The following is a 26474-nucleotide window of genomic DNA, read 5'->3' on the forward strand; positions in this document are numbered from 1 at the left end:
AAGCGTTTCCCGCAGGAACTTTTTCTGCCCGGATTCCCCACCCGCGACAACCTAACGCCCGGGACTGAAGACTCCCCCCTCCCCCCTCACCATTCCGCCCCCGGCCGTCCCGGCGGCGTTCTCATTCCTCAACTACACATACCCATAAATCCCCCGAACCGAAACCTCCCCCGAAATAACCTGGTGCACGGCTCCGTCCTCCGTCTTCACCAGCAGCTCACCCGCCTCATTAATTCCAAGCGCAGTGCCCACATATTCATTACCGGGCGAAAGCACGCGGACCGAACGGTTCACATTGGCCAAGTGGCTGTTGTAAACCTCAAGGAGTCCCGCCATGTCGCCGGATTCCATAAACAGCGCGTAGTATTTTTCATAGGCCTCCATCACGGCGCCTATCAGTTCGCTCCTCTTAACGGTCTTCCCGGTCTGCATCAGGATTGATGTAGCCACCTCCCTGATTTCATCCGGAAATTCTTCCATATTGGCATTGATTCCAATGCCCGTTACCACATAGTTGATACATTCCAGCTCCGTGCTCATCTCCGTCAGAATGCCGCAGAGCTTCTTACCGCCCGCCACAATGTCATTGGGCCATTTGATCTGTGTCTCCAGGCCGCAGGTCTTTGTAATTCCCTCGGAAACGGCCATGGCCGCCACCAGTGTCAGCATCGATGCCGAGGACGGATGGAGTTCCGGGCGTATCATAAGGCTCATCCAGACACCTACGCCGCGCGGTGATGTCCACATCTTTCCTCTGCGTCCCTTACCCATGTTCTGGTAATCGGCGACTGCCAAAGTCCCGTGGGGCGCGCCCTCCTCCGCCGCCATCTTGGCCGCCGTGTTCGTGGAACCCGTCTCATCAAAATAGAGGACATTCCTGCCCGCCCACTCGGTTTTCATACCGCTCTCAAGTTCCGCCCGGCTTAAAATATCTCCGGCCGTTTTGAGCCTGTATCCTTTATTCCTCACAGCCTCAATCAGATATCCCTCTGCCTCAAGCTGTTTAATCACTTTCCATACCGCAGTCCTGGAAACGTCAAATTTCTCGCAGATTTCCTGGCCGGAGATATATCCGTCCGCCTCTTTTAACATTCTTAAAACTTCTGTCTTCACGTCTTATTACCCCCACCAGATTGTAAGTGCGCTGATCACGCATAAAAGGAATAGTGCAACTCCCGCTGCCATGAGCGCTGCGCCTGCGATTCTCTTTTTCTTTTTTCCTCTGTTGTTATGGAAACGTTCATAGCCGTTGGCAAGGTTCAGCAGCGATGCCAAAAGAAAGATAGCCGGGAACAGAATCCTGTTTTCATCCGGGTTAAGAAAAGCAAGTACGGCCAGAATGACAATCAGAATCCCCACCACAACGTGGAGCGTGTCTAAAACGAAAGAGGAAACTCTGCCGGTTCTCTTTTTTTCCTGTAATACCATCGTTTTTCTCTCCTTTAATCTCTCTTATTTTACATAAATACCGCCCACTTGTCAAAAAGATATGAAAACCCGGCGCCGATTGTTACGGTTCACACCGCATTGTGCTGTGAACCGTAACACGTTTCGCGGAATACTACCTGTGGACAGTAACCCCCGATTCATTCAAAACGGTAAGTCTTCCGTCGGATTTAATAAGAGCTTTGTGGATTTCCCTCACCAGCTCATCTGTTTTGTAGACACGGTATCTTGTAATTTTCAGCGACGACGCCAGTTCCTCCAGAATTCCCAGGTACATATCTTTGTAATTCCACTCCTCTTTGAGCTTCATTCTGACCGCCAGTTCGGGAAATACATTCTCCGTGTAAAAGCGGTAACCGTTCAGATACGCTAGAGTTTCCTCATCCAGAACCGAACTCAGATAAACCTTAAGCAGTTCCAGCTCAGACATCATTCTGTCAAAATAATAGGGTTCCTCATAGGGAGCATAGATATAGTATCTCCGCCCATCCAGCCCATAGAGCAGGCGCGACGCCTCCAGATAGCCGAGGGCCATATTCTTCCGGCTCCGTTTGCTGTCAAATTCCAGGACGCCTCCCAGCTCTTCCCTGGGCGCAATATGATAGATATTGGTGCCATCCGGAATCTTTATCTTCTTCTCGCGGTCATAGCCGATCCCGTAAATCCGGATGACGATAATATCCTGGTAGCCGCGGTCAATCAGCACATCCAGGGGAACATTGTTAAATCCGCCGCCGTCCGTGTAGAGCTTTCCCCCCAGTTTCTCTGTCTTAAAGACCGGGAAATAGGCGCTGGCCAAAAGGATCTCTTCGATCTTGCCGTCCGGCATGGATTTTACATCCATATTAATCAATTTCATATCGGAGACGGAGAACGTCGTTGCAAAGAGTTCACAGGCGGAATTCCTGATTTTTTCCTCGTCCACGGTCTCATGAAGCAGTTTTTTCAGGGGCGTGATGTCTACGCCGCGATCCTTCAAAAGCTTTTTAATCTCCTCCGCCGCTTCCTGCAGGGTTCCCGTACCCAGGTTAAAATCCATGACCGTGGAATAATTGATATTATGCCAGATATCCTCCGCTTTTTCCGGATCGTCCATGCATATTAAGGCTCCGTTGAGCGCTCCGACGGAGACTCCCGATACACCCTTTATCCTGATTCCGGCCTCTCTGAGGGCCCGCCAGGCGCCTATCTGAAAGGAACCCTTGGCTCCGCCGCCCTCCAGCACAAGGCCGTATTCCCTGGACAGATCCAGTTTAATCTTATCCTGCCCCAGGTTTACCTTTCTGACCATCCTGTGCCTTGCGCCCGATGTTTTCTGTTCATTCTCCATCATTCCCACCTTTAAAACGCTGAAAGGCACGCTCTGCAGACCGCCGCCGGCAATGAACAGCACGTTCCGCGAACGTTTCGTTGCCAATCAATAAAGGAAAAACCGGATTTCCTCAAGCAATTCTGGCTGCTTCGGACTAATCCGGTTTTTTCTTAAGCGGTGAATAACCTGCAAAGCCTGCTCTTCATCGGGTTCTTTTTGATAAATACCTATTTTGCACCGGCATTGTCATCTTTTGCTCCGACTTCCACAAGGGATTTTACAAGACCTGCAATTCCCTGAATCTCCGACGGAATAATGATTTTCGTTGCCTTGCCGTCTGCGGCCTTTGCAAATGCTTCCAGGCTCTTAATCTGGAGCACTGCGCTGTCGGCGCCGGCCTCTTTTATAAAACGGATACCATCCGCATTCGCCTGCTGGATCTTCTGGATTGCCTCCGCCTGACCTTCGGCCTCACGGATCCTCTTCTCCTTCTCGGCTTCCGCACGGAGAATGGCTGATGCCTTCTCGGCCTCGGCTTCCAGGATAGCTGATGCTTTCTTACCTTCCGCTACGAGGATTGCCGACTTCTTCTCACCTTCCGCACGGAGGATTACCTCACGGCGCTCACGCTCTGCCTTCATCTGCTTCTCCATCGCATCCTGGATGGCAGCCGGAGGAATGATGTTCTTAAGCTCCACACGGTTTACCTTGATGCCCCAAGGGTCGGTAGCAACGTCAAGGGCGGAACGCATCTTTGTGTTGATTGTCTCTCTGGATGTCAGGGTCTGGTCAAGTTCCAGATCACCAATAATATTTCTCAGCGTTGTGGCGGTCAGGTTCTCGATTGCCATAATCGGATTCTCCACGCCGTATGCAAACAGCTTCGGATCCGTAATCTGGAAGAAGACAACCGTATCAATCTTCATCGTAACATTATCTTTTGTGATAACAGGCTGCGGTGCGAAATCCACTACCTGCTCTTTCAGAACTACTCTCTTGGCCACACGGTCAATGAAAGGAACCTTGAAATGAACTCCTACCGACCATGTATCCAAATACGCGCCTAAACGCTCCACGACAAGTGCCTGTGCCTGCGGTACGATTCTAATGCATGATGAAAGTACCAGCAGAACGATAATCGCAATAACGACAAAACTTATAAATGCTCCCATTCTATTTCTCCTCCTCGATTCTGCTCACGATCAGTTTCACTCCGTTGACCGCGTCTATCTTTACCATGGTCCCTTCTTTAATCGGCTTGCCGTCGGTTGAACGCGCCGTCCATTCCTGACCAGAAATGACTGCGGCTCCGGTAGCCAGATCATTGTCCACATCCGCCGTTATCCTGGCTTTCTTCCCGATAAGGCCCTCCACATTCGTCTTAACCGTCTTCTTGTTGACAAACTTCAGTGCAAAAGGCCTGGTAAAAAAGAGCAATGCACAGGAAACAATGAAAAACGCTGCAAACTGAATGTTTTGACCCGCTCCGAGCAGCGCCAGTAAAAAAGCGACTATTGCTCCCCCGGCAAACCAGATGGTCGTAAGCGCCATCGTTGCGGCCTCGATTCCTATCAGAACCACAAATGCCGCCAGCCAGATTATCCATGCCATACTTATCTCTCCTTTCAAAGGAAATACGTTATTGTCCACACCTTTGCCTGAAAACGGTTGTGCCTGTGAAAACACCTCGCGGAATACTGCCTGTGTGAACGGTAACAGAAATACTCCTTGATACTATTATATTATTTTTTCAGACATTTATCAATATATGGCTGAATATTCTAAACTTACATTTTTATTACTCATTTCTAAACTATAAGCAAATTTTTTATTAAATTTTTAATTTCTTCTCTGTCTTGCAGCTTCGAACATGAGAACGGAGGCCGCAACCGCCGCATTGAGGGATTCTACCTTTCCCGCCATGGGTATCTTAACATAGCAGTCCGCCATTGCCGCCGTCTCTTCCGTGAGGCCGTTGGCCTCATTTCCAATCAGAAAGCCCGTGTCTTTGCGGTAATCCTCATCCTCGTAATTGCCGGTTCCCTTCAAATGGGCGGCGTAGACGCGGATTCCCTTTGATTTAATCAACACAAGGGCCTTTTCCAAATCGTCCACATAAGCAAACGGAACCCGGTAAATGGACCCCATCGTGGAGCGTATCACCTTTGGATTGTAGATATCGGCCGTCGCGCTGTTCATCACGACTCCGGTGATGCCGGCGCCTTCCCCGGCCCTCAGGATTGTGCCCAGATTGCCCGGATCCTGGATCGTCTCAAGAATCATCAGATGGGCCGCTTTTCTCCCCACTTCTCCGCCCGTTTTAAGAACTTCTTCTAGGGTATGGTAAAACTGTTCCGCAACGGCCAGAATCCCCTGTGGAGTCTGCGTATCCGACATGTATTTCATCACATCGTCGGATACCTCCTCATAATGGATTCCTCTTAAAAGCGAAGCCGCCTTCTCACCGTGCTGCCGCAGAAAGCTCTCCGACACATAGGTTTCCTTTAACTTTTCCTTGGGAAGCTCGGAAAACATCTTTGCTCCCTCAACGATAAACAGTCCCTGTTCTCTCCGGGCCTTCGCCTTTTTAACAAGCGCAGACACTGCCCTTACGTGGTTATTTCCCGTACTTGTAATCATTTGTATCCTCCGTGGCATCGGAATTCACTGTTTTATGATCCTATTATGCCTCAATCTGCTCCAGTTCATCCAGCCAGAGCCTGCTGCTGGCATCGCTCGGCATCCTCAGATCGCCTCTCGGTGAAACTGCGGCGGAACCCACCTTCGGACCGTCCGGGAGGCAGGAGCGTTTAAACTGCTGGTTAAAGAATCTGCGGTAAAATACCTTCAGCCATTTTAAAATCGTTTCTTTATCATATGTCCCGTCAAACGCCTTAAGAGCCAGACGGTAAATTTTTCCGGGATGATATCCGTAGCGCAGAATATAGTACAGATAAAAGTCATGAAGCTCGTACGGCCCCACCAGATCTTCCGTCTTCTGGGCTATCTCCCCGTCCTTCTGGGGCGGCAGAAGTTCCGGGCTGACCGGGGTGTCGAGCACATCCAGCAGCACGTCTCCAAGCTCCTTTTCCCCGCAGGTATCGGCATAATAGCGCACCAGGTGGCGCACCAGCGTCTTGGGAACGGAACTGTTCACACCGTACATGGACATGTGGTCACCGTTGTAGGTTGCCCAGCCGAGAGCCAGCTCCGACATATCACCGGTTCCGATTACCATGCCGTTATACTGGTTTGCCAGATCCATCAGCACCTGGGTGCGTTCCCTGGCCTGGGAATTTTCATAGGTCACATCGTGCACCGAACCGTCATGGCCGATATCCCTGAAATGGGTGGTCACGGCTTCCCTGATATCGACTTCCAGCAGCGTCGCGCCCAGCTTTTTCGTCAGATAGCAGGCATTGTTGTAGGTTCTGTCCGTCGTGCCAAAGCACGGCATCGTGACCGAGATGATATTTTCCCTCGGAAGCCCCAGCAAATCAAAGGCCCTGACCGTGACAAGCAGTGCCAGCGTGGAATCCAGACCGCCGGAGATGCCGATTACGGCGCACTTACAGTTTGTATGTTTCAGGCGTTTTTTCAGCCCCATTGCCTGGATTGAGAGAATTTCCTCACACCGTTTGTTCCTGCTTTCCTCACCATGCGGCACAAATGGCGACGGATCAATCTCCCGCTCCGTCTCCCGATCGTCCTCCTGCAAATTAAAGTCGATAAAGACGTAATTCTCACGTCCCTCCGTCTGGTAAGTCGTCATCCTGCGGCGTTCGCACTCCAGGCGCTCCAGATCGAGATCGGCGTAAATTGTTTCATTCTCAAAACGGCGTGATTCGGCCAGCATTGTTCCGTTTTCCGCAATAATATTCTGTCCTCCGAAAACGAGATCCTGAGTGGATTCGCCCTCGCCCGCATTAGCATATATATAACCGCACAGGAGCCTTGCCGACTGGCCTGAAATGAGGCTTCTCCTGTAATCACTCTTACCCGTCGTCTCATCGCTGGCGGAACAGTTGACAATCACCGTGGCTCCGGCAGCCGCATGGGCAATGCTCGGCGGATTGAGAACCCAGACATCCTCACAAATCTCGGCTCCAATCACCAGATTTTCCACATTCGTACAGTTAAATAAGATCCTGCTTCCCATGACGACATAGCCGTCTTTCCAGGGAACCGCCACCGGCTTTACAAATCCCGGGTTAAAATAGCGCATCTCATAAAACTCCGAATAATTAGGCAGAGACATCTTGGTGACAAGGCCTAAGAGCTCCCCATCCTGGATGGCAGCCGCCGTATTATAAAGCTTATTGTTATATTCCCAGGGAACGCCCACAAATACGAGCATATCGCTCCCTGCCGTAAAATCCACCAGCTTTTCAAGCTCTGCTTTCGCCTTTGAGAGCAGCGGTTTCTGGTTAAATAACTCCCCGCAGGTATAACCGGTCAGCACCAGCTCAGGAAACACCATAATCTTGGCTCCCCGCTCTCTGCCCTCTTCAATCCCGGCACAAATCTGCTCTCTGTTAAATTCTACATCCGCTACCTTCACTTCCGGTGTTGACGCCGCAACACGGATAAATCCGTCTTTCATATCGCTTATCTCCTTTGCAGGTTCCGATCAATTTTTCTATATTATTTGAAGCATAAACATTCTTTATTCTAAATAAGTTGGCAGTAAATGTCAAATTTCTTTTGAGATTCGGACATTTCGCTGTGGATTATTTTAATGGGGGAGGGGTGAGTCTTCAGTCCCGGATTTTAGGTTGTCGCGGGTGGGGAATCCGGGCAGAAAAAGTTCCTTCGGGAAACGCTTGCGCTCTTTGGAGTACATAGCGGACACTAACCTCGTGAAAAACCTCGGTAAGTGCCGATGAACTCCCATGTTCCCTCCGGAATCTTTTTCTCCCTCCTCCCCCACAGGCAGGTTATGGACCGGGACTGAAGACGCGGAGGGTGTCGCTATACCGTAAAATGGCCTGCGGCGCTGATTTGTTCCGACGCTTCAAAGGGGGACGCTATCGTCGCAGCCACTACTTTCCTTCGAATGCCGGTGGATTCGTTTCTTTTCAATTTTATGAGTTTAATTATAATTGGGTACTGATTTAACCGTAAACTAACATTAGATTCAGTATTAAATTCACTCCGAGATGCCGGTAGAATGTAAAAATGTCACGATGACGTAGTGGCCGCAACAGTGCTTTCCCTCACTTGATGAAAGAGACAATCAGCCTCTGACGATGACGGCCGGGGCTACAGCTTTGCTGAGTCTTCAGTCCCGTCGATAACCTGCCCGGGGAAGGAGGAGAAAAACTTTCCGAAGGGTGACCTTGAAGCCCGCCGGTGCTTGGCGAGGTTCTTTCGAGCCTAGCATCCGCTGTGCGCTTCACAAGCGGGAGCGTGTCCCCGCAGGAATTTTTTTCTCCGGATTCCCCTCACCATAACCTACAAACCGGGACTGAAGACTCATAAACAACCTTCCACTCCCCCGGCCTTCATCATCCAAAAGCGTCCTCGCCTCTCAACTAACTTCCCCCCTATTTTCCCCCGGCAGCATCCATTTTCCCCATTTCATATACATAATATCCATCAGGATCGTTGTCACCCAGGTCAGCGGATAGCACCAGAGCACGGCCTCATAGCTCGGCAGGATCGGGATTACCAGCTTTATGTAAATCATTCTCAGGACGCACATATTTCCAACGGAAATCAGCATTGTTTCCATGGATTTTCCCGCACCGCGCATTACGCCCATCAGAATCTGGTGGACGGCCAGTACCACATAGAATCCTACCAGGATCCGCATGGTGACCATTCCGTACTGGATGACGCCGGGATCGGATGAGAAGATGGAGAGGATGCGTTCCGATTCGAAGAACAGAAGCACCGAAAGCAGGGCGGACACGGCCGCGCAGATGATGATGCCCTGTTTGATTCCCTCCCGGATTCGTTCCGGTTTCCTGGCGCCGATATTCTGGCCTGTAAATGTCGTGGCTGCCATACAAAAGCTCTGCATCGGCAGTACCACGAATCCGTCTACTTTATTGTAGGCTCCGAATCCGGCCATGACCGCGGCTCCGAAGACATTGACATTGGCCTGGACTACAACGTTTGAAAGTGAAATAATCGACTGCTGGATTCCGCTTGGAATTCCAATTTTGAGAATCCGTTTCATCATCCGTTTGTCGATTCTGATTTTTTTAATTTCCAGACAGTAAATGTCTTTTGTTCTCATCAGGGCGGACATGACAAGGATTGCCGACACAAGCTGGGAAATAATCGTCGCCCAGGCCACACCGTCCACGCCCATGTGGAAACCGGCAACAAAAAGAATATCAAGGACAATGTTGACCACGGATGAAATACATAAATAGTAAAGAGGACGCCTGGAGTCTCCCACAGCCTGCAGGATACCGGCCCCCATATTGTATAAAAGGTTAAAAAGTGAACCCAGAAAATAAATCCGGAAATAGAGGACGGAAGGGCCAAAGACCTCCTCGGGCGTCCTCATCCACCCCAGAATCAGCGGTGAACAGGCGATTCCCGCAACGCTCAGCAGCAGACCGCCGATAATACTCAGGGCTATGGACGTATGGACCGCCCATCCCATCTTCTCTTCACTGCGCGCCCCGTAATACTGGGAAATAATAACGCCTGCTCCGACTGCAATTCCCATAAACATACCGATAATCAGCGTGATGATCGGTGTGCTGGAACCAACTGCCGCCAGCGCCTCACGGCCGATAAACTGTCCCACAACGATGGAATCCACCGTATTGTAAAGCTGCTGGAACAGATTGCCAATTAACAACGGAATTGAAAAGAGCACAAGCTGTTTCCAGATAACGCCCTCTGTCATCAGAATGCTGCCACTCTTTTTCCCCTGCTTCGTATCCACTTTTCTTCCCTCCCATAATAATTGCTCCGGTAACTATTCAGTATTTCCATAATTACCGCTCATATTTCGCTTCTGTTTATACCCCTGCCAGCTCCCGGACCACCTCTCCTGCAATCAGAAGACCTGCAACAGGAGGCACAAAGGCAATGCTGCCCGGCACAAAACGGCGTGAACTGGTCTCCGGTATTTCTTCCCTGATAAGCCGTTCTTCCAGCTCTTCATCCGGTGTCACCGGCGTCTCCGTGGAAAACAGCACCTTGAGATTTGTAATTCCCCTGTTTTTCAGTTCTTTCCTCATCACCCTGCTGAGAGGGCAGACCGAGGTCTCGGAAATATCGGCAATCCGGAACATCTCGGGATGCAGCTTATTGCCCGTTCCCATGGATGAAATGATTGGAATGCCCTCTTCCTTCGCATATTCCGCCAGTGACAGCTTCGCGGTCACGGTATCAATGGCATCCACAATATAGTCCACTCTGCCCGCTTTCCGGAAAATTTCTTTAATATTATCCGTCAGAACAAAAGTTTCAAAGGTCATCACCTCGGTGGTGGGGCAAATCTCCCCTATTATCTTCTCCATCACCTTTGTTTTCTTCATCCCCACCGTGCTGTGGTACGCCACGCACTGCCGGTTGATATTGCTTTCCGAGACATCGTCGTTATCTATCAGGATCAGCCGTCCCACCCCGCTTCTGGCCAGCGCCTCCGCACAGTGGGAACCCACTCCTCCAATGCCGAAAACCATCACGGCGGCTGTTTTAAGACTGCTCATCCCGGCGCTTCCAAGCATCAGCTCGGTTCTTATAAATTCACGTCTCTCATTTCCGTCCATACCATAAACCTCTTCATTTTCTAACTATCTGTCTCAACGCATCCGGCAGCCGGGCGGCGGCCGGGATGTATGTCACCAGTATGCTTCGCCGTCTCAGGCGCATTTATTCCATCGGGGCGTGATAAAACTTACCGTAAAACTGCTCCGTTTTGAACACATTAATAATTACGTGGGGATCCACTTCCCTCATCAGCCTGATAATGTCATCCACCTCATAGGAGGAGATAACCGTATGAAGCACATACATTTTCTTTCTGCTGTATCCGCCCACGGCCTCCACACAGGAGATTCCGTGCTGGCAGACTTTGATATAGGCATCCATCATTTCGTCCGCTTTCTCCGTCGTAATCTGCAGAGTCACCCGGTCATATCTGTGATGGAACGTCGAAATTGTCTTTGTGGAAATGAACTGGAACAAAATGGAGTAAGCCGCATTCATCCAGCCGAACAACATGCCGAATATACAGTAGAGCACACAGTTCCCGATAAAAACCTGTCCCCAGATGGAGCGCCCCGTCTTATTGGATACATAGAGGGCGATAAAGTCGGTTCCTCCCGAGGATGCATTGCCCTTCAGCGCAATGACGATGGAAATTCCCATCAGGAATCCTCCGAAAATCACATTTAAAACGGGATCGTCAAACAGCGGCTCAAAGTGCAGAAACTGCAGGAATCCACTTGTTAAAAATACCTGGAACAGGGAAAATGCCGTAAATCTCACGCTGATGCTGCGGCTGCAGATAAACGCCACCGGAATATTGATGGCCAGCATGCCTAATGACGTGGGGAAACTTCTTCCAAATGTAGAAGTCAGCATATCGATCAGAATGGCAATGCCGGTAAAACCGCCCGACAGCAGCTCCGCAGGTCTGATAAATGCCTGTATGACAAAAGCCTGCAGAATTGCCGAGATCAGGACGGCGGAAAATGTAATCAGATTTCTGACCGCTTTCCGCTTCTGTATCTGCACGGCCTTATCCTTGATTTCCTGCGCCCGTTTTGCAATCTCTCCCGGCTCGGCCTGGGGGGCGTCATCCGGCTGGATTTGTTCCTGCCCGGAATCTTCTGCCGTGGTTTGCTCAGTTCCGGCCTCCTGATTCTGGGTGTTCTCCTGCCCGGGCTCTTTATCTTCGGGCCGCGAATCCTCCGCTCCCTCTTTCCTGATAGCTTCTCCCTGCACTTCCTTCTTTTCAGACGGCGCTGCACCGTCACCTTTTTTATTTAAATCTGCTTCTGAAACTTCCAGTCTGTTCTTATCTGTATTTCCGGAACTCATAGTTTACCTCCTTAGGGAAATTACCGGGCCCGGACGGTCCGGCAGTATATCCTGTCATGATATTTGAAAAAGGGCAAACGCACATCACCGTGTGCCGTTATGCCCTGCCTGCTGCGGATAGTCTAAGTTATATGCATATTATACCCGGCAACATGTATTAAAAATTCAATCTGAAATCATAATTCACGAACTCTTTTATGTCTCCCGCAATAAAACCTGAAATAATATAGGAGAACGATCAGGAAAGAAAGGCTCTGGGCAACCGCCATTCTGACGAACATCAGCTCATCCGCCCCTGTAAATGATATGACGTGAAGAAGATTGACAATCGTGTTAAGGATGTTCTGTCTTCATTTCCAAAAAGAGGAAATGCATATCGTTATTTTCAATTCTAATGGCTGCGCATATATTTGTCAAATGTTGGAGAAGATTGATGGCGAAAGAAAAGGTATCTTTTAAATAAAAAAAAAGGAACTGCCTTTCCCCCACAGAAGGCAGTTCCTCCGGTCACGTTCACTAACCGTTACATCAAATAGTTTGTTGCTTATGTAAATATAACATTTTGTGTCGCTTTTGTCAATAAAATCCTGTCAAATTGCACAATTCTTTTTCCATCTCAGGGGTCAGTGTTTTGCAATAAGTCAAAAAACAGGTTCGCCGCGGACGGACATTTTATATTATATTTACTTTTTCCCGAAATATTCACTCATATTTTTCAGAAATTTACACATACTTTCCATTATTCTAAAATTCATTTGCATAATTCAGGATGAGAGGAGCTATTTTAATGAAAATCTCAGATAAACTGGAAACGAATATGCAGCGCTTTGAAAAGCTGCTGCGTCCGGATATTAACTTCGATGTGGTGTACCGCGTCATCCGCGTGGGAGGCCGGAATGCCTGTATTTATTTTATAGACGGCTTTACAAAGGACGACACCCTTCTGCGTATCCTGCAGTCTTTCGGCAGTATCAAACCGGAGGCCATGCCGGACAACGCCCACGAATTTTCCAAGCTGTACCTGCCTTACGGTGAGATTGGACTGGAGACGGATGAAGATATCCTGATCACCCAGCTTCTCTCCGGTGTTCCCTGCATGCTGATCGACGGCTACGAAAAAGCATTTACCATCGACTGCCGCACTTATCCTTCCAGGGGCGTCAGTGAGCCCGAAAAGGACAAGGTGCTCCGTGGTTCCCGGGACGGCTTTGTGGAGACGCTCGTATTTAATACGGCGTTGATCCGACGCAGGATCCGCGATCCGAAAATGCGCGTGGAAATTATGAATGCCGGTGAAAGTTCCCACACCGACATTGCCATCTGCTATATGGACGGCCGTGTGGATGAAAACCTGCTTTCCACGATCAAGGGGCGCATTTCACGTCTTCACGTCGACGCCCTCACAATGAACCAGGAGAGTCTGGCCGAATGTATTTATCCTCATAAATGGTACAATCCATTTCCAAAATTCCGCTTCTCCGAGCGGCCCGACACGGCGGCGGCTTCCATCCTGGAAGGCAATATCATTATCCTGGTGGACAACTCCCCGTCCGCAATGATACTGCCCTCCTCCATCTTTGATATTATCGAGGAGGCCGACGATTACTATTTCCCGCCTATCACGGGAACTTATCTGCGTCTGTCCAGAATGCTGATTTTCCTTTTGACGCTGTTTTTAACGCCGCTCTGGCTCCTCTTTATGCAGAATCCCGCGTGGATTCCCGACTGGCTCGCCTTTATCCGGGTATCGGACGATGTGCATGTGGCGCTGATATTCCAGCTTCTGATTCTGGAATTCGCCATCGACGGCCTGCGCCTGGCCGCTGTCAACACGCCCAGCATGCTGACGACTCCCCTGAGTGTTATCGCCGGTATTGTCCTCGGAGAATACTCGGTTAAATCGGGATGGTTCAACAGTGAGACCATGCTTTATATGGCCTTTGTCACCATAGCCAACTATTCACAGACCAGCTTTGAACTGGGTTATGCCCTGAAATTCATGAGGGTGATGCTGCTTATTCTGACCTCTGTCTTCAACCTGTGGGGATTTATTGCCGGAACCTTAATCAGTGTTCTCTGCCTCGTATTCAATAAAACGATTGCAGGAAAAAGCTATATTTACCCGCTTATTCCGTTCAGCTTCAGCGAACTTAAAAAGCGGCTGGTCCGCAACCGGCTGCCACATGAAGAAAAAAGCAGCTCATCCAAATAATGAAACGTTACGTAATTACCCTGTACAGCTCCTGAAGCGCCTCCTCATAATGCTCCGTGCCAACCGCGGCGCAGGACAGGAGAATCCTTGGAAGTCCCTTTTCCTTCCCCGCCTCCGGCGCCACGGCGCGGACGGCAATTCCGGCCTGAGCAGCCTGTTCCGCTATCTGTTCCGATGTGAGCTCCGTGCGCAGTTCCGCCAGAACCAGAAATCCCGCCTCGCCCAGATGGGGAATTGCCCTGCTGCCGAATATCCTTCCGATATCTTCGCAGAGCCTTTTCGCCTTTGCCGTATATAATTTCCTGGTTTTACGGATCTGGCTTTCCAGATGGCCGTCCCTGATAAACTGGCAGAGCGCTATTTGCTCTGCCTTGGACGCCGTCTGGTTATAATAACGCCCCCGCTCCTTATAAAGCTTTATAAGCTCCGGCGGCAGCACCATGAAGCTCATTCGGATGGACGGAAGGAGCAGCTTTGAAAACGTGCCCAGATACACGACGCTGCGGCCGCCCGACAGCCCCTGGAGAGACGGGGTGGGCCTGTTGTAGTACCTGAATTCGCTGTTATAGTCGTCCTCGATGATCAGGATATCCCGTTCAAATGCCTCTTTTATAAACTCCATCCGCTCCGAGATATGCATCACCTCGCCCCAGACCGTCATCTGGGACGGTGTGAGGTAACAGATGCTGCCCGGCTCGGCCCCGCCGTTTTCTGCGGCGGTTCTGATATCTTCGGTCCTGAATTCAAAGTCCTCAAAGATGGTGCGTCCCTGCCTGAAGCCAGGATTGTAGAAATAAGCCGTCTTTCTGTCCTTCACCATGGGGCAGAGGATGTGGAGCAGGCTCTGGACACCGGCTCCCACCACGATGTGGTCGGGCGTGCAGATTACATTGCGGTGGCGTCCCAGATAACTGCAGATTGCTTCCCTCAGTTCCAGTTCCCCCTGGGGCTCGCCGTACGACAGAAGCCGCTCGTCCTGCCTCAGAGAACTCTTAATATACCTCCGCCACAGATCGAACTGGAAACTGTCCCGATCCACGTTGGAAGATGCAAAATCATACCGTATCTCAGGCCCTTTCTTCTTTACTCCGCTGCTCTCCCACTCTTTTCCACGCTCCGAATTGAGCAGTTCGGTCACGTAATATCCACTCTGCGGCCGTGATATGATATATCCTTCCGCGGCTAACAGCATATACGCCGTCTCAACCGTGGTCCTGGAAAGCTGAAGCTGCATCGAACATTTCCGGATGGAGGGAAGTTTGGAACCCGGCTCCATTTTGCCGGAGCAGATTAAATCTCTATAATAATTATAAACTCTCAGGTAGCGGCTCTGGCCCGGATCGTTTAAGTCGAGTTTCATGTTTCCTCCTATTTTATCAGCAGTGAAATAACCAGAACTGCCACTAAACTCATCAGTGTCCCCAACAGATAATACTCCGCAAAAGCAGGTTCTTTCGATATTTTGTCATATCTGGCGATCGATTTTGCCGTCAAAACAAGAGCAGTGGCAGAATACTGGCCTAACGAAACAAGTATCAATATAATAAGTCTCTCCAGAGTGCCAATCACCCTTCCCGCATTGTGATCTGTCTCCTCTTTCTTCTCTTCATTTTTATAACCGGCCAGCAAAACAGAAATTACAGTGTTGGCGGGCCTGTGTATTAATAATAGGGCGGTAATCCATGAAAGAATCTGTATTTTGGATAGGCCGGATACGGTGAAAAAATCCTCGATACAAGGCAAAACTCTCAAAACATTCCGCTCCTTTGCAAACATATATGCAAGTAAAAACAAACATACGATGTGCAGCAATTGAAAAAGCAAGTACGCATTTCTTTCGTGGTGACGTGCCGTTTTCAATAGTGGCCTTTCTTTCTGCAAGTACAGATATTTCAAAAATTCCGTCATAAAAAACAGAATTGATGCCGCGATCCAGTACCGGAAAACCATCATTGACAAAATTGGTAAGAGAATTACGGCGAGCATCTGGCTATAGATAACACTTCCTCTGACAATCTTATAAATTGCCTTCTTCCCCTGCCCCACCGAAAAAAAGTTTTTGATATAAAATTCAAAAAATATATAAGAGCATAGTAATATTAAGAAAAATGTTTTAAACATCCGCCCTCCCTATTCTCTTCAGTGCCTCAGAAAGTGCATCCAGACCCTCTTTATAAGAATAGTAGTTTCCTGCAGCCAGGCTTTTTTGGACGGTAGGCTGTGATACTCCAAGTCTTCGGGCCACATCTGACTGTCCATCTCCGTGATCCAGCATATCGTAAATTATTTCCCTCTGTCTCTCGCTCCATGATTCCTTGATAACCGACATCAGGGAAAGTATTGTATTAAGCATAAGAGGCTGCAGACGATCCGGCTGCTCAATACCGATTCTTATGTTGGACTCTGCTCGCTTTTTCCGCTTCTCATTCTCTTTTAGATATTCAATCGCATCCCGCGCCTCATAGTACCCCGGACCGTCTGCACCGATAGCGGCCTCGGCAATAATTTCTGTTGTGATTTTTCCGATTCCCAAGCCAAACCGTAGTTTTACCGGATACATTTTCTGTTCAATTACTGAAATGATCTGAATCACATTATCACCTCTGTTCAGCAGTCCCTGAAACTCATCTCCAAGAGTAATAAGAAACCGGGAAGAAATATCTTCCTCATATATGTCATTAATTTCATCCAGAATCTTTTTCAACCGATTTTGCACTTCCCTCCGGTCCGCCAGATGTCTGGAATCTTTGATATCGCCTATAACCGCTAAGTACGGCTCAAAAAAGGAAAGCATATGCCTCCCCCCTTTCTTATGTCTACTATGAACACTTAACCTTTTACAAAATTAATATGTGCCATATCATAACTTTTTGTGAAGCATTCACAGCGCTTAGCATACAAGATATGTTGTTATTATATAGCCATATTAATGAATAATCAAGTTTTATTCAGTAAATAGGCTATATAATAAAAATATAGCCTATTTACTGAATGTTTAGTGATATATTTATTTAAATGTCCGGCATGTTTTTCAGCTTATATGCTTTTCCTGCGCTCCGCCAGTTCCTTCATCTCTCTCGCATTCTGCCGCACGGCCTCGGTGATCTCGGCGCCTCCGAGAAGCCTGGCCAGTTCCCCGGTCATCTGTTCGCGGTTCAGCGGCCGGATCGTGGTCGTCGTCCTTCCCTCTTCCACCGCCTTTCTGATTTCAAAATGACTGTCCGCCATGGCGGCAATCTGTGGCAGGTGCGTGATGCAGATGACCTGGTGGTTCTTCGCGATGACTCCCAGCTTTTCCGATACCATCTGCGCCGTCCGTCCGCTGATGCCGGCGTCGATCTCGTCGAAAATCAGGGTTGGGATATCATCCGTTTCCGCCAGCACCGTCTTCACGGCCAGCATGATACGGGAAAGCTCACCGCCGGAAGCGACCATGCCGAGAGGCCTCACCGGCTCGCCGGGGTTGGTGGAAATCATAAATTCCGCCTCATCATATCCGGCCGCCGTATAATGGCCGAGCTTCCTGAATTCCATAGCAAACTTCACATCCAGGAAATTCAGCTCTTTTAAGCTGTCCTCGATCTTTTCCGTAAGTTCCGCGGCGATTTTCCGTCTCAGCTTCGACAGATCGGCCGACATCTTCTCCAGTTCCTTCTCCGTCTCTTTCAGAGCCTTCTCCGTCTGCAGGCGGAGGAGGTCGTAATGTTCCAGTTCTTCCAGACGCTGCTTCTTCTCTTCCAGGCTCTTTAACACATCCTCTATGGTTTTCCCGTATTTATTTTCCAGGTTCCGTATCAGATCCAGGCGTTCTTCCACCTCGCCGAACGCCTCGCCGTCAAATGTCATCTCCTCCATATGGACGGATATTTCCCTTGTCAGGTCACTGAGCAGCGAATCCACGTCGTAGAGCTGGTCACGGATACCGCGGATTCCCTCATCGTACTGAAGGGCGTCCTCCACGGCCCTGAGCGCCTTTGACACGCCGTCCGCGCTCACCGCCTCATGGGCTAGTGCCAGGCTCTCAGTAATCTTCCTGGCGTTGGCAAAGCGGCGGTACACCGACTGGCATTCCTCCTCTTCCCCGGGCTTTAACGCCGCATTCTCGATCTCGTCGATCTCAAAACGGCAGAAATCCATCTCCCGCAGCCTCTGTTCCTGATCCAGGTTCATTGATTCCAGCTTTTTCCTAAGCTCTATGTACTCACGGTATTTTCCCGCTATATTCTGTTTTAAACCGGCTGCCCGGGATTTTCCGTATTCGTCGAGTATTTCCAGATGTCTGGCGTGATAGAGCAGAGACTGATGCTCATGCTGTCCGTGAATATCAATCAGCAGTCCGGTTATCTCCCTCAGCCGGGCCGAGGTCACCGTCTCACCGTTGATCTTGCTGATGCTTCTGGCCGGCATGATCTTCTTAGAAATGATTATAAGACTGTCGTCGTCCGGAATTACATCCAGACGCTCAAGTTCCTTCCGTTTTTTTTCATTGGTCACGGAAAAGACCAGTTCCACGTAGGCGCTGTCGCAGCCCTGGCGTATCAGGTCCCTGGACGCTTTTGCCCCCAGAGCTACATTGACCGAGCCTATGATTACGGATTTGCCGGCTCCCGTTTCGCCGGTCAGTATATTGAGCCCGTCATCGAATTCCACCTCGGCGGAATCGATGAGGGCCAGATTTTTTACATGCAGATGAAACAGCATCCCATCACCCCTTATCCGTTACAGTTCAGCCTGCGGCCAAACTGCGACAAAATACAACTTTGCCGAACTATAACCCTTATCCTGCTATGAGCTTCTTGATCTTATCCATCAGTACGATTGTGTCGTCCACGGTCCTTACGGCGCACATCACGGTGTCGTCACCCGCGATACAGCCTACGATCTCGCCGAAATGCAGGGAATCGAGAGCCGCGCCCACGGCCATGGCCATGCCGGATACCGTCTTGATCACAAGCATGTTCTGCGCCATATCCATAGAAAGAAAGCTGTCATGGAGAATCCTGATGTATTTATCGTTAAACGCTGTCTGCGGATGAAATACCGCGTATTTCTGGCGGCCGTTCTCCGTCTGGATCTTGGACAGCTTGAGTTCCCTGATATCCCTGGACACGGTGGCCTGAGTCACGTTATATCCCTCTTTGTTGAGGTACTCCGCCAGCTCTTCCTGGGTCTCTATCTCATACTTGCCAATTAACTCTACAATTTTGCTGTGACGTTCCAATTTCATTATACTATCCTCCGCTCTCCTGTCTCCGTATATCTGCATCTATGCCCGATGCGCCCGCATTTTGAACTTCCTGCGGCCGATCCTATATCTGCCTCATCTTACACCTGATGTTTTCGAGAAAAGAAACCTGCTTCAGCTGGATCAGCGTGGTGGTAATCTCCGAACGCTCCACCTCGATCCGATCCCCTTTCCGAAGCTCCACGACCGTATCCCCGTCAAAGCTCAAAAACTGCTCCACTTCCTCCCTGCCGGACACTTTCATCATAATCCGGCTCTCCGGGGAAATGACAATGCTCCTGGAATTGAGGGTATGGGGACAGATGGGCGTCATGATAATCATGCTGGATTCCGGCGCCGCAATGGGGCCTCCGGCCGACAGATTGTAAGCCGTAGAACCGGTCGGGGTCGCAACGATCATTCCGTCGGCGGAATACTGGTTAAACAGCTCCCCGTTGACGTAGAGATCGAACTTCAGCGTGTAAAGTCCCGTCCTGCTCAGAATAATGTCGTTGAGGGCGATATCCTGCGCCACCGTGGCGCCTTCTGAAACCACCCGCCCCTCCAGCATCATCCTCTTTTCCAGCCGGTAGTGGTCCGCCATCAGCTCTTTCAGCGCAGGGACGATATCTTCCTCCCTGCTTATCTGTGTCAGATAACCGAGATGGCCCATATTGACGCCGAACAACGGTAAATCCCGCCCGGCCAGATCTCTGGCCGCCTGTATCAGCGTACCGTCGCCGCCCAGCACGATCACACACTCCGTCTCCTGCGGAACCTGCTTTCTGTCGGTATAGCGGTACTCCGAAGATCCCGGATTCTCACTGTCCCATCTGAGACATTCACAGCCATGGCCGTTAAGATACTCCGAGATTACCTCCGCCCCCTTCTCCGCGTTCTCCTTCTCCTTATTCACAATCAGGTAAAAATGTTTCATCCTGTGTTCTCCCGGCATTACGCCATCCGATGTTTTGAATATCCCGCAGCCTTCCGGCTGCCTCTTTGAGGCCCTTACAGGCCGTTATGCCTGCTTATCGAGCTGTCTGTGGGCTTCCTCCACAACCTGATCCGGGTTAACCGCCACATTCTCATAGCGCTCTCCCTCCGCGTGATTCTTCAAGTGAAGCAGGTACTCAATATTTCCTTCCGGCCCCTTGATGGGGGAGAATTCCAGGTTCAGCACTTCAAAGCCCGTCTCCACGGCAAAACTGATTACCATGTTGATTACTTCAAGATGGGTTTTCTTATCCCTGACAACGCCCTTCTTTCCCACCTTCTCCCTGCCGGCCTCAAACTGGGGTTTGATCAGGCAGACAATCTGCCCATCCTCCGCCATCAAATTTTTCACCGGTCCCAGCACCTTGGTCAGGGAAATAAAAGAGACGTCTATGGATACAAACTCTATTTTATCACCGATATCCTCCGGTACCACATAGCGGATATTGGTTTTTTCCATGCATACGACCCTCGGGTCGTTTCTCAGTTTCCAGGCAAGCTGTCCATGGCCCACATCCACCGAATACACCTTGACGGCCCCGTTCTGCAGCATACAGTCGGTAAAACCGCCCGTGGAAGCCCCCACATCCATGCAGATTTTGCCCTCCAGCGTCGCTCCGAAGTGGGTCATGGCCTTTTCAAGCTTCAGGCCTCCGCGGCTCACATATTTGAGTGTGGAACCCCTTACCTCTATTTTGGCCGTCTCCTCAAAGGAGGTTCCCGCCTTGTCTTCCTTCTGGTCATCCACATAGACAATCCCGGACATGATGATTGCCTTTGCCTTCTCCCTGGACTCGGCCAGGCCTTTTTTCACCAGAAGTACATCTAAACGTTCTTTCATCTGTTTTCCTCCGAATCAGGAAATTCGCTCTTTAGTTCTTTCTTCAGTTTCTCCAGTATGGAATCGCTGTCGATTCCCAGATCGCTTCTTAGCTTTGAGACATTGCCGTGCTCCACATAAGCATCCGGCAGCGCAATATTGACCACCTTGATGGCAGGATAATGCTTCTGCACATAGTCGGTGATGCGCTCCCCATATCCGCCGCGCAGCACGTTCTCTTCCAGTGTGATGATACAGCGGTGGTTTTTTGCCAGATGGTCCACCACATCCGTGTCTGCCGGCTTGATAAAGCGGCCGTTCACCAGGGTGCAGGAATGTCCCATCTCTTTTAATTTGTTCCTTATATGCTCCGCCGTGCTGACCATGCTGCCCACGGCCAGAAGGGCAATGGAGTCTTCCTCAAAGAGGATTTCACTCTTCTTATATTCTACCGGAGCCAGGAATTCCTTGAGTCCTCTGTACGCCTGGCCTCTCGGATAGCGGATGGCCATCGGGCCGTCGTAATCCACTGCGAAGTGAAGCATCTCGCGAAGCTCCCAGAGGTTCTTCGGCGCCATAACACTCATATTGGGAATGGAAGACAGATAAGTCAGATCAAAAATCCCCTGGTGCGTCTCCCCGTCGCTTCCCACAAGTCCCGCCCGATCGACGCAGAACAGCACCGGCAGGTTCTGGATACAGACGTCATGGACAATCTGGTCATAGGCTCTCTGAAGGAAGGAGGAATAGACCACAACCACCGGTTTTAACCCGGCCGCGGCCATTCCGGCGGCCGAAGTCACTGCGTGTTCCTCGGCGATTCCAACATCAAAAAACCGCTGCGGATACATCCTGGAAAAGCGTTTCAGTCCCGTTCCGTCCGGCATGGCCGCGGTTACGGCGACGAGTTTTTCATTTGTCTCGGCTATCTTGCAGATTTCCTTGGAAAATACATCGGTGTAGGACGGATACAGCTTTTTCCCAATCGGTTTTCCCGTCCCGATATCGAACGGTTCCACGCCGTGGAAAGCCGATGGATTTCTCTCAGCCGGGATATAACCTTTTCCTTTTCTGGTCATTACATGGATCAGGACGGCATGGTTGATTTTCTTTGCCTCCCTGAAAATCTTCGCCAGCCCCTTCACATCATGGCCGTCAACCGGTCCCAGATAGGTAATTCCCATATTTTCAAACCACATGCCCGGTACCAGGAACTGCTTGATGCTGTTCTTGGTGCGCAGCAGCGTGTCCACCAGATCATTGCCGATCATCGGAACCTTGGAGAGCGTGCCGGCCACATTCTTTTTCAGCATGTTATAGCCCTCGTCTGCCCGCAGGTTGCTTAAATACCTGGACATTCCTCCCACATTCTCGGAGATGGACATCTTGTTGTCGTTCAGTACAATGATAAAGTTCTTCTTCAGGCGGGCCGCGTTATTTAACGCCTCATAGGCCATTCCGCCGGTCAGGGCGCCGTCGCCTATCACGGAAATAATCGAATAATCCTCCCCCAGCACATCACGTCCCTGGGCCATACCAAGCCCGGCGGAGATGGAGGTGGAACTGTGTCCCGTGTCAAAAGCGTCAAAGGGGCTTTCCTTGCGTTTAGGGAAACCGCTTAAGCCTCCGTACTGACGCAGGCCGTCAAAGTTATCCTTCCTGCCGCTCAAAATCTTATGGGTATAGGACTGATGTCCCACATCCCAGATAATCTTATCCTTGGGAAGGTCAAAAGCCAGATACAGGGCGATGGTAAGTTCCACAACTCCCAGGTTGGAGGCCAGATGGCCGCCCGTATGGCTGATTTTCTCTATTAAAAATGTGCGGATTTCGTCCGCCAGTTCTCTTAATTCCGTCTCATTAAGCTTTTTTACATCATCGGGTCCATTAATTTTATCTAAAATCATGGTTTCTTCCTTATTATGTAACTGTTCACAGCGATGCGATGCGGCATTGCCGCGGACAGTTACCTTATTATTTGTTGCTTATTTTTCTCTGCTCACCAGTACTTTAATCAAATCCTCCAGAAAATCATTCTTTCCGGGAAGGGAATAGAGGATATCGACTGCCGTCTCCGAAAGTTTTTCAACATCGCGTCCAGCCTTCTCAATGCCCTCCAGGCTCACATAAGTTGTCTTATTATTCTTCTCATCGCTTAAGACAGGTTTTCCGAGTATCTCCTGGCTGCTGGTGACATCCAGAATGTCGTCCTGAATCTGGAACGCCAAACCGATGGCTGCCGCCATCCGCTCCACCGTCTCGCATTCTTCATCCGATGCGCCGCCCATCACCGCGCCGATGACCATGGCCGCCTCTAACAGAGCGCCCGTCTTCAGGCGGTAAATAAAATCCAGCTTGTCCTTCGGGATTAGCTTATCCGTCAGTTCAACGTCCACCGTCTGTCCGCCGATCATGCCGTATATTCCCGTCTTCTCCGCCAGAATCCTGATGCATTTGCCCACCCGATCGGCATTCGGCGTCATGGCAAATGCCTTGGCCGCCGTCTCGATCGCATAAATCAGCAGGGCATCCCCCGCCAGGACCGCCATATCATATCCGTAAACCACCCAGGTGGTCTTCTTGCCTCTCCGGTACTCATCGTTATCCATGCAGGGAAGATCGTCATGGATCAGGGACGACGTGTGAATCATCTCAATTGCCGCCATAAACGGCTCAATCTCACTGCCCTGGCCGCCGAAAAGACGGTAAACCTCCCTCATTAAAAGCGGACGCAGACGCTTTCCGCCGGCCTTGACGCTGTAGTTCATCGCCTCGAAAATCGTCTTCTGGTGCCCCTCCTCTGCAGGCAGATAGGAATAAACCACCTTTTCCACTTCATCCGTATATTGTAAAAGCTGCTCGTTCATCACTGTCTCACATCCTCCGAATTGTTGCCGTTAAGCACCAGAATCTGTTTCTCCACTTTGTCTATCTTGCCGCTGCAGGTCTGCACCAGCTTCATACCGGCCTCATAGTATTTAAAAGAATCCTCCAGGGAAACCTCTCCGTCCTCCAGATTCCTGATAATCCCGTCCAGCTCGGAAAAGATCTCTTCAATAGAGAGGTCTTCTTTTGCTGCAGCCTCTTTCTTATTTTCGTTTATCTCCATATTGTTTCACCACATCTCATTTCTTCTCTGTCTTCAGCACTTCTGCTTCAATCTTTCCGTCCAAAACGCGTATCAGAAGATGCTCGCCCGCTTTCACCGAGGACGCCGATTCGACGCGCTTTCCGTTCTCATCGGTCAGGAAACCAAATCCTTTACTGATCTTCTCAAGCGGGGAAAGAGCATGAAGACGGCCGCCAAGGAGCGCCATCCTGTGCTTCCTGTCCGTCAGTTTCTGCATGAGCAGCCGCTCCATCCGCTCTCCGGCATCGGCCAGTCTCTGACGTTTCTCATTGAGCTGCCGTTCCGGGTTATAGAGCCTTAAACGCAGACGGTACTGTTCCAGCTTATAGGCCGCCATGTCTTTTCTTCCCGACAGTGCGCGGTACAGTTTCTGCTTCGCGTCCCTGAGCTGTCCTTCAAAAAGTGAATAGTCGAATACGGCCAGCTCTGCCGCCGCCGACGGCGTGGGCGCTCTCAAATCCGCCACATAATCCGCTATCGTAACATCCGTCTCATGGCCCACGGCAGAGATTACCGGCGTCTTGCAGGCAAAAATCGCCCGCGCCACGATCTCTTCGTTAAATGCCCAGAGATCTTCAATGGAGCCGCCGCCGCGTCCCACAATCAGCACGTCCGGCTTCATCGCATCCAGAGTCTCGATTCCCCTGGCTATACTGGCGGCCGCACCTTCTCCCTGGACCTGAGCCGGGCAGAGGATAAGCTGCACATAGGGATTACGCCTTGCCGCGATATTCATGATATCCCGGATAGCCGCTCCGGTGCTGGCCGTCACAATGCCCACCTTCATCGCATACTTCGGAATGGGGCTCTTGTATTCGGGCGCAAACATGCCCATCTCCTCCAGCTCATTTCTGAGCCGTTCGAAGCGCTTAAACAAATCGCCCGCCCCATCCAGGGTGATCTCGGCGGCATAAAGCTGATAGCGGCCGTCTCTTTCGTACACTTCAATGCTTCCCTTGACAACGACCTGCTGGCCTTCCTCCATCTTGAAGTTAAGCCCGCGCCTCTTCCCGGCAAACATGACCGCCTGGATTGCTCCGAGGCCGTCCTTCAGCGTGAAATAAATATGTCCCGACGAATGGTACTTGCAGTTGGACACCTCTCCCTTGACTGAAATCCGGTTCAGGGCATAGTCCTGGGCAAACATATTCTTAATATAGGCATTGACCTGCGATACGGAATAAACACTTGCCATTCTTTACACCAGCTTTGCTAAAATACCGTTTACAAACGACGGCGAATCGTCCCCGCCGAATTTCTTCGCCAGTTCCACCGCCTCATTGATAGCTACCTTCTCGGGCACGTCCTCGTCAAACTGGATTTCAAAAAGCGCCAGGCGCAGAATCGTCAGCTCCACCTTGCCCATCCTCTTCGTCGTCCATCCCTTGGCAATCTCGTTAATCTGGCTGTCCAAATCAGGAATTTTCTCGATGATACGCTCCACCTTATTCTTCACATATCCGCCGTCAAACACATCCAGGGCCGGGCTGTGAAGAATCTCACTCTCGCCGTCCGGGGCTGAAACCTCCTCCAACGGCTCCGTAAAATACTCTTCCACCTGCTCTTTTGTCTCGTCAGCCGGATAAAAGTCAGCGCAGAACAACAGTTTAAAACAATGCTCCCGCAATTCTCTTCTGGTCATATCATGTCCTCCTGATTCTATCTACTTATCCTTTGTATCCGTCACCGTGGGCAGTGAAAAGAGCGTGAAATCCGTCTCTTTTCCCGATGGCTTTGAAAAATCCGGTCGGTGTGCTTTCACTCTTCCGGCGCTGTCCCTGTGATGGCGGTGTACGGTTTTACCGTAAAAAATCGGATAATATTCTAATTTACCATTATAACTTAAGATAGGAAATTTCACAAGGGGAAGGAAATAATTTAGTTGGGGAACGAGAACGCCGCCGTTAGGTCGGGGGGGCGGGATGGTGAGGGGGGATTGTGAGTCTTCAGTCCCGGCTTGCAGGTTGTCGCGGGTGGGGAATCCGGGCAGAAAAAGTTCCTTCGGGAAACACTTGCGCTCTTTGGAGTACATAACAGTACTAAGGCGTCTGAGAAACGCCGCCTAAGTGCTGATGAACTCCCAGGTTCCCTGCGGAATCTTTTTCTCCCTTCTTCCCCACGGGAAGGTTATGGCCCGGGACTGAAGACGCAAAGGTTTTCGCCATCCCGAACCCCGGCCTACGGCCGCTGAATTGTTCATATTCCTTCAAAGGGGGGAGAAGGATCGTCGCAACCACTATATTCTTCCGAATGCTTCAAAATACCTGCTATCCGGTCTCTGACTGGTTTGGTGAGATACCGTCAGACCGTAAAAGTATC

Annotated in this window: 23 protein-coding genes; 1 reads left to right on the forward strand and 22 read right to left on the reverse strand. The window is 50.4% G+C overall.

Features of this window, described 5'->3' with window-relative positions:
* Nucleotides 1–132: 132 nt before the first annotated feature.
* From QZT18_RS18960 to QZT18_RS19005, 10 genes are all read right to left on the reverse strand, one after another.
* The gene (locus tag QZT18_RS18960; RefSeq protein WP_294150421.1) at nucleotides 133–1113 is read right to left on the reverse strand and encodes a biotin--[acetyl-CoA-carboxylase] ligase; all 981 of its coding nucleotides are present in this window, start codon (nucleotides 1111–1113) and stop codon (nucleotides 133–135) included.
* Between the two features lie 6 nt (nucleotides 1114–1119).
* Nucleotides 1120–1428 carry a DUF6637 family protein gene (locus tag QZT18_RS18965; RefSeq protein ID WP_294150423.1) on the reverse strand — a complete coding sequence of 103 codons (309 nt, stop codon included), beginning with the start codon at nucleotides 1426–1428 and terminating at the stop codon, nucleotides 1120–1122.
* A gap of 133 nt (nucleotides 1429–1561) precedes the next feature.
* The gene (locus QZT18_RS18970) at nucleotides 1562–2779 is read right to left on the reverse strand and encodes a patatin-like phospholipase family protein (RefSeq protein WP_366925927.1); all 1218 of its coding nucleotides are present in this window, start codon (nucleotides 2777–2779) and stop codon (nucleotides 1562–1564) included.
* Nucleotides 2780–2985: 206 nt separating this feature from the next.
* On the reverse strand, nucleotides 2986–3930 hold the full coding sequence (locus QZT18_RS18975; protein WP_294150425.1) for an SPFH domain-containing protein: 945 nt from the start codon (nucleotides 3928–3930) through the stop codon (nucleotides 2986–2988).
* Nucleotide 3931: 1 nt separating this feature from the next.
* Nucleotides 3932–4369: an NfeD family protein gene (locus QZT18_RS18980; protein WP_294150427.1), complete on the reverse strand. Its 438-nt coding sequence runs from the start codon at nucleotides 4367–4369 to the stop codon at nucleotides 3932–3934.
* A 228-nt stretch (nucleotides 4370–4597) separates the two neighbouring features.
* The gene (locus QZT18_RS18985) at nucleotides 4598–5398 is read right to left on the reverse strand and encodes an RNA methyltransferase (protein WP_294150429.1); all 801 of its coding nucleotides are present in this window, start codon (nucleotides 5396–5398) and stop codon (nucleotides 4598–4600) included.
* Between the two features lie 43 nt (nucleotides 5399–5441).
* Complete coding sequence (locus QZT18_RS18990; protein ID WP_294150430.1) at nucleotides 5442–7361, reverse strand: NAD(+) synthase; 1920 nt, start codon at nucleotides 7359–7361, stop codon at nucleotides 5442–5444.
* 927 nt (nucleotides 7362–8288) lie between these two features.
* Nucleotides 8289–9665, reverse strand: a complete 1377-nt coding sequence (locus QZT18_RS18995) for an MATE family efflux transporter (RefSeq protein ID WP_366925928.1) — start codon at nucleotides 9663–9665, stop codon at nucleotides 8289–8291.
* 76 nt (nucleotides 9666–9741) lie between these two features.
* The gene (locus QZT18_RS19000) at nucleotides 9742–10497 is read right to left on the reverse strand and encodes a tRNA threonylcarbamoyladenosine dehydratase (protein ID WP_294150431.1); all 756 of its coding nucleotides are present in this window, start codon (nucleotides 10495–10497) and stop codon (nucleotides 9742–9744) included.
* Nucleotides 10498–10600: 103 nt separating this feature from the next.
* Nucleotides 10601–11467: a YitT family protein gene (locus tag QZT18_RS19005; protein WP_294150448.1), complete on the reverse strand. Its 867-nt coding sequence runs from the start codon at nucleotides 11465–11467 to the stop codon at nucleotides 10601–10603.
* A gap of 1093 nt (nucleotides 11468–12560) precedes the next feature.
* On the opposite strand from QZT18_RS19005, the gene QZT18_RS19010 reads away from it, so the two are divergent.
* Complete coding sequence (locus tag QZT18_RS19010) at nucleotides 12561–13985, forward strand: spore germination protein (protein WP_294150432.1); 1425 nt, start codon at nucleotides 12561–12563, stop codon at nucleotides 13983–13985.
* 7 nt (nucleotides 13986–13992) lie between these two features.
* Here QZT18_RS19010 and QZT18_RS19015 read toward each other — a convergent pair whose 3' ends face one another.
* From QZT18_RS19015 to nusB, 12 genes are all read right to left on the reverse strand, one after another.
* The gene (locus tag QZT18_RS19015) at nucleotides 13993–15345 is read right to left on the reverse strand and encodes a PLP-dependent aminotransferase family protein (protein WP_294150433.1); all 1353 of its coding nucleotides are present in this window, start codon (nucleotides 15343–15345) and stop codon (nucleotides 13993–13995) included.
* A gap of 8 nt (nucleotides 15346–15353) precedes the next feature.
* Nucleotides 15354–16106 (reverse strand): hypothetical protein, encoded by a 753-nt coding sequence (locus tag QZT18_RS19020; RefSeq protein WP_294150434.1) that lies wholly within the window; start codon nucleotides 16104–16106, stop codon nucleotides 15354–15356.
* The gene (locus QZT18_RS19025) at nucleotides 16099–16779 is read right to left on the reverse strand and encodes a SatD family protein (protein ID WP_294150435.1); all 681 of its coding nucleotides are present in this window, start codon (nucleotides 16777–16779) and stop codon (nucleotides 16099–16101) included. The genes QZT18_RS19020 and QZT18_RS19025 overlap by 8 nt, the downstream gene beginning before the upstream one ends.
* A gap of 242 nt (nucleotides 16780–17021) precedes the next feature.
* Nucleotides 17022–18686, reverse strand: coding sequence for a DNA repair protein RecN (gene recN, locus QZT18_RS19030; protein WP_294150436.1), 1665 nt, complete (start codon nucleotides 18684–18686; stop codon nucleotides 17022–17024).
* Nucleotides 18687–18762: 76 nt separating this feature from the next.
* Nucleotides 18763–19212, reverse strand: coding sequence for an arginine repressor (gene argR, locus QZT18_RS19035; protein ID WP_195344159.1), 450 nt, complete (start codon nucleotides 19210–19212; stop codon nucleotides 18763–18765).
* 82 nt (nucleotides 19213–19294) lie between these two features.
* Nucleotides 19295–20146, reverse strand: a complete 852-nt coding sequence (locus QZT18_RS19040; RefSeq protein WP_294150440.1) for an NAD(+)/NADH kinase — start codon at nucleotides 20144–20146, stop codon at nucleotides 19295–19297.
* Nucleotides 20147–20230: 84 nt separating this feature from the next.
* Nucleotides 20231–21046: a TlyA family RNA methyltransferase gene (locus tag QZT18_RS19045; RefSeq protein WP_294150441.1), complete on the reverse strand. Its 816-nt coding sequence runs from the start codon at nucleotides 21044–21046 to the stop codon at nucleotides 20231–20233.
* Nucleotides 21043–22932 (reverse strand): 1-deoxy-D-xylulose-5-phosphate synthase, encoded by a 1890-nt coding sequence (dxs, locus tag QZT18_RS19050; protein ID WP_294150442.1) that lies wholly within the window; start codon nucleotides 22930–22932, stop codon nucleotides 21043–21045. Before dxs ends, QZT18_RS19045 begins: the two co-directional genes overlap by 4 nt.
* A 78-nt stretch (nucleotides 22933–23010) precedes the next feature.
* Nucleotides 23011–23892 (reverse strand): polyprenyl synthetase family protein, encoded by an 882-nt coding sequence (locus QZT18_RS19055; protein ID WP_294150449.1) that lies wholly within the window; start codon nucleotides 23890–23892, stop codon nucleotides 23011–23013.
* Nucleotides 23892–24134 (reverse strand): exodeoxyribonuclease VII small subunit, encoded by a 243-nt coding sequence (gene xseB, locus QZT18_RS19060; RefSeq protein ID WP_227031200.1) that lies wholly within the window; start codon nucleotides 24132–24134, stop codon nucleotides 23892–23894. The genes QZT18_RS19055 and xseB overlap by 1 nt, the downstream gene beginning before the upstream one ends.
* 16 nt (nucleotides 24135–24150) lie before the next feature.
* Nucleotides 24151–25350, reverse strand: coding sequence for an exodeoxyribonuclease VII large subunit (gene xseA, locus QZT18_RS19065; protein WP_294150443.1), 1200 nt, complete (start codon nucleotides 25348–25350; stop codon nucleotides 24151–24153).
* A 3-nt stretch (nucleotides 25351–25353) separates the two neighbouring features.
* Nucleotides 25354–25797: a transcription antitermination factor NusB gene (gene nusB, locus QZT18_RS19070; protein WP_294150444.1), complete on the reverse strand. Its 444-nt coding sequence runs from the start codon at nucleotides 25795–25797 to the stop codon at nucleotides 25354–25356.
* Nucleotides 25798–26474: the final 677 nt, after the last annotated feature.

This window comes from uncultured Clostridium sp. (genome assembly GCF_900547735.1).
Classification (GTDB): domain Bacteria; phylum Bacillota; class Clostridia; order Lachnospirales; family Lachnospiraceae; genus Otoolea.